This is a genomic window from Caballeronia sp. TF1N1 (assembly GCF_022878925.1).
Taxonomy (GTDB): domain Bacteria; phylum Pseudomonadota; class Gammaproteobacteria; order Burkholderiales; family Burkholderiaceae; genus Caballeronia.
In genome coordinates this window covers 2,567,357-2,583,720 of record NZ_CP084626.1, presented here as the reverse complement: position 1 = coordinate 2,583,720, position 16,364 = coordinate 2,567,357, and the positions used below count along the sequence as shown (strand labels likewise).

At 61.8% G+C, this 16,364-nt stretch carries 15 protein-coding genes; 6 read left to right on the top strand and 9 right to left on the bottom strand.

The genetic code is table 11. From position 1 onward, the window contains the following. Positions 1-7: 7 nt before the first annotated feature. The 3 genes from LDZ28_RS12010 to LDZ28_RS12000 all read right to left on the bottom strand — a co-directional run bounded on the left by LDZ28_RS12010 (position 8) and on the right by LDZ28_RS12000 (position 4,079). Positions 8-1,549, bottom strand: coding sequence for a UxaA family hydrolase (locus LDZ28_RS12010; protein WP_244826355.1), 1,542 nt, complete (start codon positions 1,547-1,549; stop codon positions 8-10). 9 nt (positions 1,550-1,558) lie between these two features. Next, positions 1,559-2,839 (bottom strand): MFS transporter, encoded by a 1,281-nt coding sequence (locus LDZ28_RS12005; RefSeq protein WP_244826354.1) that lies wholly within the window; start codon positions 2,837-2,839, stop codon positions 1,559-1,561. Between the two features lie 115 nt (positions 2,840-2,954). Continuing rightward, on the bottom strand, positions 2,955-4,079 hold the full coding sequence (locus LDZ28_RS12000) for a mannitol dehydrogenase family protein (RefSeq protein WP_244826353.1): 1,125 nt from the start codon (positions 4,077-4,079) through the stop codon (positions 2,955-2,957). Between the two features lie 253 nt (positions 4,080-4,332). Between LDZ28_RS12000 and LDZ28_RS11995 the strand changes: the two genes are divergently transcribed. Then, positions 4,333-5,031 carry a FadR/GntR family transcriptional regulator gene (locus LDZ28_RS11995; protein ID WP_250465782.1) on the top strand — a complete coding sequence of 233 codons (699 nt, stop codon included), beginning with the start codon at positions 4,333-4,335 and terminating at the stop codon, positions 5,029-5,031. Positions 5,032-5,081: 50 nt separating this feature from the next. On the opposite strand, the gene LDZ28_RS11990 is transcribed toward LDZ28_RS11995, so the two are convergent. Beyond that, positions 5,082-5,402, bottom strand: coding sequence for a DNA-binding protein (locus LDZ28_RS11990; protein ID WP_244826352.1), 321 nt, complete (start codon positions 5,400-5,402; stop codon positions 5,082-5,084). A gap of 389 nt (positions 5,403-5,791) precedes the next feature. On the opposite strand from LDZ28_RS11990, the gene LDZ28_RS11985 reads away from it, so the two are divergent. Next, on the top strand, positions 5,792-6,661 hold the full coding sequence (locus LDZ28_RS11985; RefSeq protein WP_244826351.1) for an SAM-dependent methyltransferase: 870 nt from the start codon (positions 5,792-5,794) through the stop codon (positions 6,659-6,661). On the opposite strand, the gene LDZ28_RS11980 is transcribed toward LDZ28_RS11985, so the two are convergent. Further along, positions 6,662-7,219, bottom strand: coding sequence for a DUF1415 domain-containing protein (locus LDZ28_RS11980; protein WP_244826350.1), 558 nt, complete (start codon positions 7,217-7,219; stop codon positions 6,662-6,664). Further along, positions 7,216-7,860 carry a TetR/AcrR family transcriptional regulator gene (locus tag LDZ28_RS11975; protein ID WP_370652039.1) on the bottom strand — a complete coding sequence of 215 codons (645 nt, stop codon included), beginning with the start codon at positions 7,858-7,860 and terminating at the stop codon, positions 7,216-7,218. Before LDZ28_RS11975 ends, LDZ28_RS11980 begins: the two co-directional genes overlap by 4 nt. Before the next feature lie 127 nt (positions 7,861-7,987). Between LDZ28_RS11975 and LDZ28_RS11970 the strand changes: the two genes are divergently transcribed. Then, positions 7,988-9,271, top strand: a complete 1,284-nt coding sequence (locus LDZ28_RS11970; RefSeq protein ID WP_244826349.1) for an MFS transporter — start codon at positions 7,988-7,990, stop codon at positions 9,269-9,271. A gap of 211 nt (positions 9,272-9,482) precedes the next feature. Then, on the top strand, positions 9,483-10,079 hold the full coding sequence (locus LDZ28_RS11965) for a nitroreductase family protein (protein ID WP_244828126.1): 597 nt from the start codon (positions 9,483-9,485) through the stop codon (positions 10,077-10,079). 49 nt (positions 10,080-10,128) lie between these two features. Here the strand turns inward: LDZ28_RS11965 and LDZ28_RS11960 are convergent, their stop codons facing one another. Next, positions 10,129-11,616 (bottom strand): MFS transporter, encoded by a 1,488-nt coding sequence (locus LDZ28_RS11960; RefSeq protein WP_244826348.1) that lies wholly within the window; start codon positions 11,614-11,616, stop codon positions 10,129-10,131. 197 nt (positions 11,617-11,813) lie between these two features. On the opposite strand from LDZ28_RS11960, the gene LDZ28_RS11955 reads away from it, so the two are divergent. Then, positions 11,814-13,088, top strand: a complete 1,275-nt coding sequence (locus tag LDZ28_RS11955) for an Hsp70 family protein (RefSeq protein ID WP_244828124.1) — start codon at positions 11,814-11,816, stop codon at positions 13,086-13,088. Between the two features lie 64 nt (positions 13,089-13,152). Here LDZ28_RS11955 and LDZ28_RS11950 read toward each other — a convergent pair whose 3' ends face one another. Continuing rightward, the gene (locus LDZ28_RS11950; protein ID WP_016346375.1) at positions 13,153-13,356 is read right to left on the bottom strand and encodes a cold-shock protein; all 204 of its coding nucleotides are present in this window, start codon (positions 13,354-13,356) and stop codon (positions 13,153-13,155) included. A 476-nt stretch (positions 13,357-13,832) separates the two neighbouring features. Here LDZ28_RS11950 and LDZ28_RS11945 point away from each other — a divergent pair, with 476 nt between their 5' ends. Next, the gene (locus LDZ28_RS11945; RefSeq protein ID WP_244826347.1) at positions 13,833-15,425 is read left to right on the top strand and encodes an APC family permease; all 1,593 of its coding nucleotides are present in this window, start codon (positions 13,833-13,835) and stop codon (positions 15,423-15,425) included. Between the two features lie 92 nt (positions 15,426-15,517). Here the strand turns inward: LDZ28_RS11945 and LDZ28_RS11940 are convergent, their stop codons facing one another. Continuing rightward, on the bottom strand, positions 15,518-16,303 hold the full coding sequence (locus tag LDZ28_RS11940) for a class III extradiol ring-cleavage dioxygenase (protein ID WP_244826346.1): 786 nt from the start codon (positions 16,301-16,303) through the stop codon (positions 15,518-15,520). Positions 16,304-16,364 lie beyond the last annotated feature (61 nt).

Here is a 16,364-nt window from a genome sequence, read left to right as displayed (position 1 = left end):
AAAAACCTCAAGTAACCACGCCCACCTGCCAAGGCACGAACTCACTCTGCCCATACCCGTGCAGTTCGCTCTTCGATGCCACGCCCGACGCGCAATCCAGCATCATCTGAAAAATCTGATCGCCGAGTTGCCCAATGCTCGCCGTTCCATCGATCACGCCGCCGCAGTTGATATCCATATCCTCTTCTTGCCGCTCCCAGAGCGCGGTGTTCGTCGCGAGCTTGAGCGATGGCGAAGGCGCGCAGCCGTAAGCCGAACCACGTCCGGTCGTGAAGCAGATGAGATTCGCGCCCGAAGCAACCTGACCCGTTGCAGACATCGGATCGTAGCCGGGTGAATCCATGAACACGAAGCCCTTGGCGTCGACGCGCTGCGCGTACTCATAAACCTCGACGAGATTGGTCGTGCCGCCCTTGGCCACCGCGCCAAGCGACTTTTCGAGAATCGTGGTCAGCCCGCCGACCTTGTTGCCCGCCGACGGATTGTTGTCCATCGCCGCACCGTTGCGCGCGCAATAGTCCTCCCACCACTTGATACGCGTCAGCAGTTTCTCGCCGACTTCACGGCTGACCGCGCGCCGCGTCAGCAAATGTTCCGCGCCATAAACCTCCGGTGTCTCGGAGAGAATCGCCGTGCCGCCATGCGCGACGAGTTTATCGACGGCCGCGCCGAGCGCCGGATTCGCCGAAATGCCCGAGTAGCCATCCGACCCGCCGCATTGCAAACCGACGATCAGGTGCGACGCCGGCACCGGCTCGCGCTTGACGCGATTCGCTTCCGTGAGCATCTCCTTGACCAATGCGATGCCGTGCTCGATCGTCTTTCTCGTCCCGCCGCTGTCCTGAATCGTAAAGCTGCGCAGACGCTCGCCGTCTTTCAGTCCGCTTGCTTCGAGCACGCCGGAAATCTGATTGGTCTCGCATCCAAGGCCGACGAAGAGCACCGAATAGAAATTCGGATGCACCGCGTATCCGGCCAGCGTGCGACGCAAGATGGCAAGGCCATCGCCCTGCATGTCGATGCCGCATCCCAAGCCATGTGTGAGCGCAATCACGCCGTCGACGTTCGGGTAGTCCGCCAGCGCTTCCGGATGAACGTCGCGCCGAAAGTGATCAGCAATCGCGCGCGCGACGGTCGCCGAGCAATTGACGCTCGTCAGCACGCCTACGAAATTGCGCGTCGCCACGCGGCCGTCGTCGCGGCGAATGCCCATGAACGTCGCGGGTTCATCGACGAAAGGTGTCGGATGCTTGTCGATGCCGAACTCGTGCTCGCGCGCGAACTCGGCCATCGACAGATTTTGCGTATGGACATGCTGGCCGCGTGCGATGGCGTCCTTCGCCACGCCGATGATCTGGTTGTAGCGCTTGACGGGCTCGCCCGCGGCGATGGCGCGCGTCGCGATCTTGTGGCCCGGCGGAATCAGGCCCATGACGACGAGATCCTCCGACGCGATGCGCGCGCCGGAGAGCAGCTGACGTGTCGCGATGACGACATCGTCTTTGGGATGCAGCCGGATGACCGCATGGTCGGTGGATGTGGTGGACATGATGTTTTCTTAGATCGTGGAGGGAGCGCGCTTGTCGGCGAGGGCTTCCGTTTCGGCGCGGTTGAGCGGCTCGATCTTGCCGACAATCACAAGATAGCTGAACGCGCCGAGAAAGCAGAAGCCGCCTGCAACACACAGCGGAATGGTGAACGAGCCTTTCGTCATTTCGACCATGACGCCCGTGAACGTCGTGATGACGATACCCGCCAGGTTCGACGCGAAATTCTGAATGCCACCGATGGACGCGACGTGCCCCGGCGTCGGTGCAACATCGCCCGGCAGCGACCAGATGCTGGCCGCGGCGAACGCGAGGCTGCCGTATGCAACGCCGAAAAAGCCGAGCATCAGATAGATGTTCGTGGTGAACGCCGAGAGCGTGATGACCGACGACAGCAGCATGCCGCCGACCATGCAGGTCTTGCGCGCCGCCGTGAGGCTCCAGCCGCGCTTGAAGAGCGAGTCGGACACGACGCCGCCGAGCCAGCCGCCGGGGATGGACATCAGCGCCGGAATCATGCCGAGCGTGCCGAGCGACTTGAGCGAGAAGCCATGCGTCTGCACGAGATAGCTCGGGAACCAGGTGATGAAGAAGTAGATCACGAAGTTCAGGCAGAAGAAGCCGAGCATCATGCCCCACAGCGTGCGGTACTTGAAGAGCGAGCCCCACGAGACCTTGTTCTTCGGCGCGACCGGTTGCGGCGGGACATCCACGGGACCGGTGAGGTCGCCGAGCGACTTATTACGGTAAATGAGGAACCAGCCCAAGATCCACACCGCGCCGAGTGCGCCAGTGATGACGAACGACGCTTCCCAGCCCACCGAGCTGATGATGAGCGCAACGACGGGAATCGACAGCGCGGAACCGACACGCGAGCCGCTATCGAAGATGCTGGTGGCAAACGCGCGCTGCTGCGGCTTGAACCACTGCGCGACGAGCTTCGCGCACGACGGATACGCGCCCGCTTCGCCGACGCCCAGCATCAGCCGGCAGCCGAACATGCCCGCGACGCTCGTCGCGGTGGCGGTGAGCGCCGTGAACACCGACCACCAGCCCACCGCAAGCGGCAGTGCGATTCGCGCGCCCACGCGGTCAACGAACCAACCGAAAGGCATCTGCATGAGCGCGTAGGTCCAGAAGAAGCCGCTCAGGATGAAGCCCATTTCCGCCGGCCCGATGCCGAGCGCCTTCTCAATCTGCGGTGCAGCCACGGCCAGATTCGCGCGATCGATGTAATTGATCGCAATGGCCAGAAAGGCCAGAAATATCACTACCCAACGCATTTTGCGCATCGTTTGTCTCCTCGGGATGATGGCATTTCATATCTGCCGGCCCGAACCGCCATGCCGACGCGGTGAGCCGTGATTCAAAAACGGTGTGACGGGAGTCCGCGTTCTTTGGCGGATCTCAATGCGCGTTCAATGCATCGCGCAGGCGCTTTTGTTCGATATCGAGTTCGAGTCCGGCGGCGAAATCGATCACAGGTTGAAAACGCCGCACTTTCTTCTCGTCGTGATTGCGCGCGATATCCGCGAGCTTGTGCACGAGAAACGGGTTCTCGAAGCGGTCGCGCACGCTCGCGAGATAGTCGCTTGCCACGTCGCCCTTGCCGAGCGCGACAAACACCGGCAGCACTTCGTCGCGCCAGGTGGCTTCGAGCGGCTCGCGGTACGCGGAATCGCGCATCGCGTCGAGCACGGTCATGTCGGGCGCGCCGCCGCGCGTGCGCCAGATTTCCGCGAGCATCGTGTGGCCGAGGTTGAGCAGCAGCAGTTTCAGGCGCTCGTAGTGCGCGAGGTCGTCGGTGACGACGATGTCTTCGTGTTCGCACGGCAAGGTCATGCCCGCTTGCCGCTCGATTGCCCACAACGCGTAAGGCTCGGCAATCGCGCCGACCGGCAGGATCGGCTCCGACACGATGCGGTCCACGAGCGAATTCACCCAGACGCAATCGTTCGACAAGTAAGCGATGAACGCGTCGTCCGCATTCCATTTGCGCGCCAAGTCGAGCACGAGGTCGCGCAAGGTGTCGCCGTTACGCGAGACGAGTTCGCACGGCAACAGCGTGATCGGCGCCGCGCCCGCCTTGAAGCGTGCGAGCAAAAGCACGGCGAGCTTGGCCGCGAATCCGCGCGGCGTACGCGCGCCATCGAGCAGGTCGGCCGTGTCTTCGTCGAAGAGGGCGTAACCCGTGTCGGCCGTGTTCGAGACGATCACCTTCACGTCGCGTTCCATGCGTTCTAGCAACAGCGGCCAGTCGTCGTTGGCGTGCAGCGCTTCGGTGATCGAATCGCATTCGATGGTGGTGTCGACGGTCGCGTCGCGCTCGCGTCCGCGAATGCGTACCGGATAGCGGCCCGTGGCGCGCAGCGCATCGACGCGCGCGCGGCTGTCAGGACTCGACGTGGTCTGCACGACGGTGATCTTGCCGAGCGCTTTCGCAGGATCGCGCCGCGCGGCTTCGGCCACGAAGAAGTCAGCGTGCGCTTGCAGAAAACGGCTCGTGCCGAACTGGAGAATCGGATTGGTCATGTCGGGCGGCTATCGCGCCATCGCTCGATGCGACGGCGAAGTACATAGGGGGTTTTGTCGTTGGGAACGGTTCCAGACAGCCGTAAAAAATATGGCCCATCTGGCCTTACCGAAATGCATACTAGTGGCTCGAATTGGAATTGGTCAAGCCACTTGTAAGCGTTTGAAAACCGTCGAACGCGCTTCGTACGGTGCGTCAACCCTTCCGCTGATTACAATCCACGTTTTCCCCGAGACATGCAGGAGTGTGCACGTGAGTGTCAAACCAGTCGAAACGCGTCGCCTCTACCTTCAGATCGCCGACAAGCTGCGCGCTCTGATCGAACAGCAGGACTTTGCGCCGAACGGCCGGTTACCCTCCGAACGCGAACTCGCGCAGACGTTGGGCGTGTCGCGGCCTTCGGTGCGCGAGGCGCTGGTTGCGCTGGAACTGGAAGGGCGAGTCGAGATTCGCATGGGCTCGGGCGTCTATATCTGCGCGACGCCTGTGGCGAAGCCGCCCGCCACCGAGGCGGAACTGGGCGAGAGCCCGATCGAGATCATGAATGCGCGCAGCGTGATCGAAGGCGCGATTGCCGCGAATGTCGCGCCGTTTGCCAAGCCAAAGGCATTGAAGACGCTACGCGCCGTCTACGAGACCATGGCGCGCGAAGTCGAAGCGGGACAAGTGCCGATGAGCGCCGACCGCGCGTTTCACGTTGCGATCGCGCAGATGTCGGGCAACGACGTGCTGGTCAGAACCGTGGGCAGTCTCTATGACGAACGGCATAGTCCGCTGTCATCCACGTTACGCGGACATTTCGAGGGGGAGGAAACCTGGGCGGCCGCGCTTGGCGAACATCTCGAGATTCTCGAGGCGCTCGAAGCGCGGGACGCGGTGCAGGCTCAAGCCGCGATGCAGCGGCACATGCGCAAGTCGGCCGAACGTCTGATGACACGGCGCAAAGGCTGAAACCGGTGCGCCTTCAAAGACGAACCGGTTCTCTCGAAAGTTAGCCCGCGTTAGCCGGGGTACGCTTCATCGACCTTCAGGCCAGCCAGCTTGAAGATCACGCGCAGTGTCTGCGGCGCGATCTCGCGGCGCGAGGCGAGCGTGGTCAGGACGAAGTCCATCACCTTGGCGTACTTCAGCATGGTCAGACACGATTCGATATCCGTGGAGCCGTCGCGCATCGATTCGGCGAGACGCAGCATCTCCACCGAAATCTCTCGAGCCATTTCGAGTTCGAGTTGTTGCTTCTCGCTCCAGGCGGGCATCGTGGTCAGCGCCGCGAGCATCTCCTGAAACTGCTTTTCTGCTTTCTTGTCGGGGATCGCGTCCATCGCCGTCCTCTCCATGTTCATGGCGCCGGCGAGTCGCAATCGCCGCGCTGAGTGTTAGGTGTTACGTAACGAAAGCCGCTCGCGGGTGACGACGCGTACTGCGTTGTCGAGGCGTGGCTTTGCTACCTGCTTGTTGCTCTTCCTTGCTGCATTGGCGCGCCGGGCTTCTTCCCCACGCTGTGCATCGTCCCGGCCAGATCTGCATACCGGACAATGCACGAAGTGTTCCAAGCGTTTTCTAGCCGTCTTGCATCGCCGGTCGACTTGGGCGAAACAAGAGCGTCTTCGCGCTTTTGGGTAAACTTCTCCTTTCGAGTCGGCAGAACCAGCGGTTAGCGCACATTCGGCGCAAACTAGCCTCGTTTTTTAATTTCCACGTCACTTTCACGATGGCCAAGAAGTCCTCCGCGTCGGCTCCGGGCACCCCCGACCCCGCTACAAAGCACGAAATCCGTCCAGGTCAGTCGATCGAACTGCTGAAGGAACTTCATATCCTCACGCGTGACGGCAAGATGAATCAGGACAGCCGCCGCAAACTGAAACAGGTCTATCACCTCTATCAGTTCATCGAACCGCTGCTTGCCGACGTTCACGAACGCCAGGGTTCGGTGTCGCTTGTCGACCATGGCGCGGGGAAGTCTTACCTTGGGTTTATTCTCTACGATCTGTTCTTCAAGACTCTGCGCGATCGGTCACACATCTACGGTATTGAGACGCGTGAGGATCTTGTTCAAAAATCGGAGGAATTGGCGAAGCGGCTGGATTTCGAGGGAATGTCGTTTCTGAATCTGTCAGTGGCCGAATCGATTGAATCGAATCTGCTGCCGGATTCCATCGATGTCGTGACCGCGCTGCACGCCTGCAATACCGCGACGGACGACGCCATCCAGTTCGCTCTGCAGAAGAACGCGAAGTACATCGTCGTGGTGCCGTGTTGTCAGGCGGAAGTCGCGTCAGTGCTGCGCAAGAACAAGGGGCATGCGCTGTCGAAGAACGTGCTGACGGAGATGTGGCGGCATCCGCTGCATACGCGCGAATTCGGCAGCCAGATTACGAATGTACTGCGCTGCCTGCAGCTCGAATCGCACGGATATCAGGTCAGCGTGACGGAACTCGTAGGCTGGGAACATTCGATGAAAAACGAGCTCATCATCGCTCAGTTCAAGGACTTGCCGCGCGCCCGGCCCGCGCAACGGCTGTCGGATGTGCTTGAAACGCTCGGGCTGGACGAGTTGCGCGAGCGCTTCTTCGCGCACTGATCAGTCGCTTTTCATCCACGCCGCGAAACCTTCGTGACCGAGGCGACGCAGCGTTTCCATGTTGCGTTCGTAGATATCGGCGGCGTCGGGAAAGGCATCCACTGCGCGGTCGATGCTCGCTTCGCGCAGCAAATGAAAGATGGGATACGGCGCCCGATTCGTAAAGTTCTCGATGTCGTCGGGCTCGCTGCCTTCGAAGCGATATTGCGGATGAAAGCTCGCGATCTGCAGTTCTCCGGCAAGGCCCATGTCGTTCAACAAGCGGTCGGCGAAGAACAGCGCGTCGTTGTAATCGGTGAAGTGCGCAAAGGCGTGCGGCGTGATGAAAAGCGTCGTGTCGATGTCTTTTGCATCGCTTTCGCGCAAAAGGCGCAGTTCGTCCGCGAGTTCCGCGACGACATCTTCCACGCCGCGCGCGTCGCTCACGACATAGCGAATCTGTCCCTTCACATGCACGCTCTTGGCAAAAGGACACAGGTTCAAGCCGATGACAGCGCGGGTGAGCCAGTGGCGCGTGGCCGCGATCACTTCTTCTTCGCGGGTGCTACGGTCGTTCATGGTGCATCCTGAATAAGCGGCTTGCAGGCCGCGTCGATCAATGTGCGCGCAATGCGAGGCGCCGCGCGCATCGGCCCCGAACCGGGACCGTAAGTCTGGCTCGTCGCGTAGACGCCATCGACGAGCAACGCCAGCGATTCTGCCAGTTCGACGGGGTCGGCGGCGCCCGCAGCAGCCGAAATCTCGGTGAGCCGCGTGATCAGATAGTGCTTGTTGCGCTCGACGGATTGCCGCGCGGGATGCGCCGGATCGCCGAATTCGCACGCGATGTTGAGAAACGGACAGCCGCGATAATCCGGCGCCGACGCGCGCCCGACGAGATCCTCAAGCGATTGAACGAGTTGCTCGGCCGGCGCGCCCGGATGCTTCTCGACGCTTGCCTCGAAGCGCTTGCGGAATCTTTCGTCCATGCGCTGCAGATACGCGGTGACGAGTTCGTCTTTCGATGCGAAGCGCCGGTACAGGCTCATCTTGTTGACGCCCGCGCGTTCGACGACGGCATCGACGCCAATCGCGCGGATGCCTTCGCGATAAAACAGTTCCTGCGCGGCATCGAGCAATTGTTCCCGAGCCTGCACGCCGTCGGTTCGCACACCGCGGCGAGCAGGGGTTTTCGGCTGGTCGGCGGGAGTTCGTGTCACAGTCGCATCCTTGAATATTGCTTGGGTCTTGACATGTTACCGATCGGTAACTAAGCTCGCAACTCTGATGTGACAGGTCGGTAACGTCACGGCGCGTAAAACACGAAATTCACGGAACGGAGCAGCGATGAATTGGGTAGCGAGACGGCTTGGCGGCCGCGTGCATTACGGCTGGATCGCAGTGGGCGTCGTTTTCCTGGTTTTGCTGGCGGCGGCCGGCACGCGCGCGACGCCGAGCGTGATGATGTTGCCGCTCGAAAAACAGTTCGGCTGGTCGCGCGGAACCATTTCGCTCGCCATCTCGATCAACCTTGCGCTTTACGGCCTGACCGGACCGTTCGCCGCTGCCGCCATGCAGCGCTTCGGCGTGCGTCCGACCTTGCTCGCCGCGCTTGCGACCTTGGCCGCGGGCGTCGGCCTCTCCTCGATGATGACCGCGCCCTGGCAGATGATCGTGATCTGGGGCGTGATGGTCGGCGGCTCGACGGGCGTGGCGGCGCTCACGCTTTCGGCGACGGTGGTGAATCGCTGGTTCACGACGCATCGCGGGCTTGCAATGGGCATCCTCACCGCCAGTTCGGCGACCGGGCAGCTCGTGTTTCTGCCGTTTCTCGCGGCGTTGTCGGAGCATCACGGCTGGCGGCCGGTGGTTTTCGTCGTGGCGATAGCGACGGCAGTCGTCGTGCCGCTCGTCGCGTGGCTGCTGCCGGAGCGTCCGTCGGATGTCGCGCTGCGACCCGTCGGCGAAAGCCCGGACGCGCCGCCCGCCGTCATTCCGCCGCCGAAAAATCCGATCAAGGTCGCATTCGGCACGCTCGGCATGGCGAGCAAGACGCGCGATTTTTGGCTGTTGTTCTTCAGCTTTTTCGTCTGCGGCGCGAGCACGAACGGTTATGTCGGCACGCATCTGATCGCGATGTGCTCCGACTACGGCATGACGCAGGTGCAAGGCGCGACCTTGCTCGCGGCGATGGGCATTTTCGATTTGTTCGGCACGACGCTTTCCGGATGGCTTTCGGATCGCTTCAACGCGCGCTTGCTGCTGTTTTGGTACTACGGCCTGCGCGGGTTGTCGTTGATCTATCTGCCGTATGCGTTTGGCATCGACTTCTTTGGGTTGCCGCTTTTCGCGGTGTTTTACGGGCTCGACTGGATCGCGACCGTGCCGCCGACGGTGCGCCTCGCCACCGATGTCTATGGCAAGGAGTCGGCGCCGATCGTCTTCGGCTGGATCGTGGCGGGGCATCAGCTCGGCGCGGCGTTCGCGGCGCTGGGCGGCGGCATGCTGCGGTCGAGCCTCGGCAGCTACACCGTGGCGACGATGATCTCTGGCGGTCTTTGCCTCGTCGCAGCCGTCACGGTGTTGCGGATCAATCGCGCGGGGCGGTCGATGGGCATCGCCGCCACTTGAGCGCTTTTGCGGACGTGTGAGTCCGTGACTTATCCTTGTCGTTCGATACCTGAACGGCGCGCATCGGGCCGATGCGCGCCGTTTGCGCTTTTGAGGGCGGCGCGAGGCAACGGTGCTGAATTGAAGTGGTAGCGTTGTGCGGTCGCCTGCTGCAAAGCCCTTACCGTGATGGGCAGGCCTCGCTTCTTCCAATCGCTGAAGGATTCCAATGATGACCGCCAAACCCGCCGCAACCGAAGTCGATATCCACGAACTACTCGCGGGCCGCTGGAGCCCGCGCGCGTTCTCCGACGCGCCGCTGAGCCGCGAGCATCTGCATAGCCTGCTCGAAGCGGCGCGCTGGGCGCCTTCATCGAGCAATTTGCAGCCTTGGCGTTTCATCGCGTTCGATCGGCATCGCGACGAAGCCGCGTTCCAGCGCGCGTTCGAAACGCTCGCGCCGTCCAATCGGACATGGAATGTTCGCGTGCCCGTGCTGGTCTGCGTGACTGCGTCGACGCTCACGCCGAAGGGCGATGTCAGCCGCACCGCGCTCTACGACACCGGCGCGGCCGCGATGGCGCTCGTGCTCCAGGCGCACGCGCTCGGGCTCGCGACGCATCAGATGGGCGGCTTCGATCGCGACGCGTTCCGCGCGGCGTTCGAGATTCCGCCGGAGGTGGAGATCATCGCGATGATCGCAGTCGGTCATCACGGCGACGCGAATCTTCTCGACGACGCGCTTCGCGAACGCGAGGCCGCGCCGCGAGCACGCAAGGCGCTGGGCGAGACCTCGTTCGAAGGCGCGTGGGGAAAGAGTTTCGAGTGAAGCCAGGCTTACGCGGCGCGGGTGCGCTTGACTGCGGATGTGTACGACATCACCCCTCATCCGCCGATGACAGCGGCCGCGCAACATCTTCCAGAGACTTGCGCTCCGCCGCCACGCCCCAGATGCCGGCCACGACGGCGGCCGCGATCATCAGCGCCGAGCCGATCAGATAGCCGACGAACACCGCGCCGCGCTGATGCGTATCGATGAGTTGCCCGAACAGCGCCGGCCCGATGATCCCGCCGAGCGCCGTACCGAACGCATAAAACACGGCGATGGCAAGCGCGCGAATCTCCAGCGGAAACGTCTCGCTGACCGTCAGATAGGCCGAACTCGCCGCCGCCGACGCGAAGAAGAAAATTACCATCCACGCTATGGTCTGCGTGGTCACGGAAAGCATTCCGTGCATGAACATCCATCCGCTGATCGTGAGCAGCACGCCCGAGATCGCGTAAGTGAAGGCGATCATCCGGCGTCGGCCGAGCACGTCGAATAGCTTGCCGAGCAGAACGGGGCCGAGGAAATTGCCCGCTGCGAACGGCAGCACGTACCAGCCGATGTGATCGCCTGGCACGTGATAGAAGTCCGTCAGCACGAGCGCGTAAGTGAAAAAGATTGCGTTGTAGAAGAACGCCTGCGCGGTCATTAACATGAGGCCGACCAGCGAGCGGCTCCGATGCACATGAAACAGCGTGTGCGCGACTTCCGAAAGTGGCGTGTGCTCGCGCATCTTTAGGCGCAGCGGCTTGATCGGCGTGTTCGGTATTTCGACGCCGTGCTTGCGAAAATGCGCTTCGATGTCCTCGACAATCTGCTTCGCTTCATCGACGCGGTTATGCGTGATGAGCCAGCGCGGACTTTCCGGCACCCACATCCGCATGAAGAGAATGGTGAGACCGAGCGCTGCGCCGATCAAGAAGCACCCGCGCCAGCCCCAATCGGGCGGCATCAGGCCCGGATCGAGCAAAACGAGCGAACCGGCCGCGCCAATGCCCGCGCCGATCCAGAACGTGCCGTTGATGGCGAGATCGGTCCAGCCGCGCAAACGCGCGGGCGTGAATTCCTGGATCGTGGAATTGATGGCCGTGTATTCACCGCCGATGCCCGCGCCCGTCAGAAAGCGGAACAGCACGAAACTTGCGAGATCCCATGAGAACGCGGTTGCGGCGGTCGCGGCCACGTAGAGAAAGAGCGTGATGAAGAAGAGCTTGCGTCGTCCGAGCCGGTCGGTGAGCCAGCCGAAGCCAAGCGCGCCGACCACCGCGCCCGCAATGTACGCGCTGCCGGCGATGCCGACATCCGTGTTGTTGAAGTGCAGCGCCGGGCTCGACTTCAATGCGCTCGCCACCGCGCCCGCGAGCGTGACTTCGAGCCCGTCGAGCAGCCACGTGATGCCGAGCGCGAATACGATCAACGTATGAAACCGGCCCCAGGGCAGACGGTCGAGCCGTCCCGGCAAATCGGTTTCTATGATGTCGGATCGATCGCTGGCGCTCGCAGTCGAACGATTTTCCTGCGGTAAGGTAGTGTCGTTCATTGGCTCGTGCCCGCCGCATCCGCGCGCGCAACAGTGAATAAATTGCCGCTTTGGCGAGCAAGTTGCATTCCGCGTCGGTTGAAGCGTCGTGGCGGTTCCAGACGGGTTCGAATGCGGTTGATGCATGCCGCCGAACATGCTACAAACCCTGTCCACTTTTGAATGCGGCGTTGCCTCGTAACGCTGCCTCGATGTCCATGACCTACTGTGCGATCGATTTTGGCACGTCGAATTCCGCCGTCGCCGTGCCTGCCGCGATTCAGGCGCAGACGCAGGGTGGCCATTCGATCCGGCTGGCTCCCGTCGAGGGCGAGGCAACCACGCTTCCGACGGCCGTCTTCTTCAACACGGACGAAAACAGCCAGTCCTATGGCCGCGCCGCGCTCGAATCGTATATAGACGGCTTCGACGGCCGCCTCATGCGTTCGATGAAAAGCATTCTCGGCTCGCCGCTCGCCGACACTAGCACCGATCTCGGCGACGGCTCCGCCATCAAGTACACGGACGTCATCACGCTTTTTCTGCAACATCTGAAACAGAAAGCGCAGGCGGTCTCGCCAAGTCCGCTCGATCGCGCGGTTCTCGGCCGTCCGGTCTTTTTCGTCGATGACGATCCGCGCGCCGACCGCCTTGCGCAGTCGCAACTCGAAGCGTGCGCGCACGCCATCGGCTTGCGCGAGATTCACTTTCAATACGAACCGATCGCCGCCGCATTCGATTACGAAGCGCGCCTGACGCAGGAAGGGCTCGTGCTGGTCGCGGATATCGGCGGCGGTACGTCCGACTTCTCGCTCGTTCGCGTGGGGCCCGAGCGCGCTCGCCAGCTAGACCGAAAAAGCGATGTCCTCGCGCATCACGGTGTGCACGTGGCCGGCACAGATTTCGACCGGCGCGTCGAGCTGACGACCGTTTTGCGCGAACTCGGTTATCAGACGCTCGATCCGCAAGGGCGCGAAGTGCCGAACCGCGTGTATTTCGATCTGGCGACGTGGCATCTGATCAATACCGTCTACACGCCCAAGCGCGTGAGCGAATTGCAACTGATGCGCCACCTTTACACCGAACCGCGTCTGCATGACCGGCTGATGCGCGTCGTCGATCGCAGGCTCGGTCATGCGCTGACTGCGCACGCTGAGGAAGCGAAGATCGACGTGGCGGCGGGCGGCGTAACCGAGATCGACATGGAAGAGGTGGAGGAAGCGCTGCGCGTCGCATTCGACGAAGCCCAGCTGATCGAAGCAGGAGCGGACGAGACGCGGCGTATCGTCGAAGCGGCGCTGGAAACGGTGAAACGCGCGGGCGTGGCGAACGCGGATGTCGGCGCCGTGTACTTCACGGGCGGCACCACCGGTTTGCGCTTTCTGTCCGATGCGCTCGCGGCGGCTTTTCCCGGCGCACGAGCCGTATTCGGCGATCGACTTGCCAGCGTGGCGACGGGTCTCGGTATTTACGCGCAACGCGTCTTTACCTGATCGCGCTCGTTCCAGATGCAAAAAACCCCGCCGAGGCGGGGTTTTTTTTAAGCCGGATAAAAACTTACGCCGGCTTGATGTTCGCTGCTTGCTTGCCCTTGGGGCCAGTCTTCACTTCGTAGGTAACCTTTTGGTTTTCTTGAAGTGTCTTGAAACCCTCAATGCGGATTTCCGAGAAGTGTGCGAACAGATCTTCGCCGCCGCCATCCGGGGTGATGAAGCCAAAGCCCTTTGCGTCATTAAACCACTTGACGGTACCGGTTTCCATGTTACTTATTCCAAAAAATTGATGAATGAGGCCGAAGCCAAGGGTGCATGAAGATCAAGGAAGGGGCAATGGGACCAACCGGAGTACCGCGATGGCGAACTACGAAAGAACCACAAGTCACTCGCCACTTGAAATCCTGCAAGAAGGTTTATACGGCTAATCGTTTTCGCGGTCAAATAATATCCGACTGCCGCGCAGGGACTTTTTGAGATATCGCAACGTATCTTACGAATCTTTCATAATTTCACTGCCAACTGTCTATCACCGCCGTGTGGTAGCTTTCATCGCGCAAAAACTGATGAAAGCTGACAATCCTTCGCTGCATTCGAAAGGTGCAACCGTTACACTACGCGCCAACCTGCCAAGGTTGCACCAAAATCGCCCTATCACCGGACCGTAGGCCGGCATCGCGCGCGGCGGATGTGCATTCGTGCGCCTGACCTCCAAGCGCAAGGCGAGAGACACTGGAGAACAATGTGAAGAGTTCGATACAACGAAATATCGGGCCGATAGCACTCATGCTTACCGGCCTCGGTTCCATCATCGGTTCAGGCTGGTTGTTCGGCGCGTGGAAAGCGGCCAAGATCGCCGGTCCCGCAGCCATGGTCGCGTGGGTGATCGGCGCGGTCGTCATCATGGCGATCGCTCTTACTTACGCGGAGTTGGGCGCGACGTTTCCCGAATCCGGCGGCATGGTGCGTTACGCGCGCTATTCGCATGGCGCGCTCGTCGGTTTCATCAGCGCGTGGGCGAACTGGATTGCCATCGTCTCGGTCATTCCGATCGAGGCCGAGGCATCCATTCAATATATGAGCACGTGGCCCTATGAATGGGCGCATGCGCTCTTCGTGAATGAAACGCTCACGACTTCAGGGCTGATCCTCTCGGCGCTGCTCGTGGTCGTGTACTTCATGCTCAACTACTGGGGCGTGAAGGTGTTCGCGCGCGCCAACTCGACAATCACTGTCTTCAAGTTCCTGATTCCCGGCCTGACCATCGCGGGCCTCATCTATACAGGGTTCCATTCCGAGAACTTCGGCACGGTGTCGAGCTTCGCGCCCTATGGCTGGCCGGCCGTGCTGACGGCGGTGGCGACGAGCGGCATCGTGTTCAGCTTCAACGGCTTTCAGAGCCCGGTCAATCTCGCGGGCGAGGCGCGCAATCCGTCGCGGAGCATCCCGTTCGCCGTGATCGGCTCGATTCTGATCGCGCTCGTGATCTACGTATTGCTGCAAGTGGCCTACATCGGCGCGGTCAATCCCGCCGATGTCGCGAAGGGCTGGTCGCATTTCAACTTCGCGTCGCCGTTCGCGGAACTGGCGCTGGCGCTGAATTTGAACTGGCTCGCCGTGCTTCTTTATGTCGATGCTTTCGTGAGCCCGAGCGGCACCGGCACCACCTACATGGCGACGACCACGCGCATGATTTACGCGATGGAGCGCAACAACACGATGCCGAAGATATTCGGCAACGTGCATCCGTTCTACGGCGTGCCGCGTCCCGCGATGTGGTTCAACCTGTTCGTCGCGTTCGTGTTCCTGTTCTTCTTCCGTGGTTGGGGCACGCTGGCGGCGGTGATTTCGGTGGCGACGGTCATTTCCTATCTCACCGGGCCTGTGAGCCTGATGGCGCTGCGCCGCGCCGCGCCGGATCTGGAACGGCCGGTCCGCTTGCCCTTAATGGGCTTGGTCGCGCCGTTCGCGTTCGTCTGCGCGTCGCTCGTCCTGTACTGGGCAAAGTGGCCGCTGACCGGCGAAATCATCCTGTTGATGGTCGTCGCGCTGCCCGTGTACTTCTACTTCCAGGGCAAGACCGGCTTCGCGGGATGGGGCCGCGATTTGAAGGCCGCGTGGTGGCTGGTGGCGTATCTGCCGACAATGGCCGTCATGTCGCTCATCGGCAGCAAGGAATTCGGCGGAAGTGGCGTGTTGCCGTATGGCTGGGACATGGCGCTCGTCGCCGTGCTCGCGCTCGTGTTTTACTTCTGGGGCGTGCATACCGGTTATAGGACGGACTATCTGGATGAACGCGAAGCGCACGAAGACATTCAGCACGGAGTCGGCGCGTAAGCAGATCGTCGACGAGAAGCGGTAAAACGAAGCCCCGCCTGAGCAATCAGGCGGGGCTTCGCTCTTTCCTGCGCGGCTCGTACGTTCAGGCCTCAGGCGTCCGCGAACACGTAGTTCGTCATGGCGAGCGCGCGCTGGAAAGTGCCGAGCGACTGTATGCGCAACTGATAGTCATCCGCCGCAGCGCCTAGTGCGCCGAATACTGGCAGCAGATGCTCGTCGGTCGGATGCATCAGCGCGGCGTGCGGCGCGCGGGCGCGATAGTCGAGCAGCGCGTCGATGTCGCGATCGGCAAGACGCGCCTCGAACCAATGCGTGAACTCATCGACGCGCGGATCGGCATCTTCAGGACGCGCGCCGAAATCCGCCATGCGCAGGTTATGCGTGATCTGCCCGGAACCGACGATCATCACGCCGTCGCGCCGCAAATCGCGCAGCGCCCGGCCGATACCGAAGTGATGCGCGGCATCGAGGCGCGGTTGAATGGAAAGTTGCGCGACTGGGATGTCGGCGTTGGGAAACATGAGCAGAAGCGGCACCCACGCGCCGTGATCGAGGCCGTGCTCCATCGTGCTCGCAGCAATGCCGTGCTCGCCGAGCAGCGCGGCGGCGTTGCGGGCGAGATCGGGCGCGCCGGGCGCGGGATAGCGCAGTTCATAGAGCGCGCGCGGAAAACCGTGGAAATCGTGGATGGTTTCCGGCCGCTCGGCGATGCTCGCAACGGGTTGCGTCGTGCCCCAGTGAGCCGAAAGCATGAGGATGGCGCGCGGGCGCGGCAGCGTTTCAGCGAGCGAGGCGAATTCGCCGGAAGGCATCGACGGGTCGATAGGCAGCGTCGGCGCGCCGTGGGAAACGAAAACGGAGGGAAGGGAAGTCATGGCGTCGCGTATTGAGTTGGATGCCACCAATGTACGGCCGGGACCAGTGGAAATAAACGGC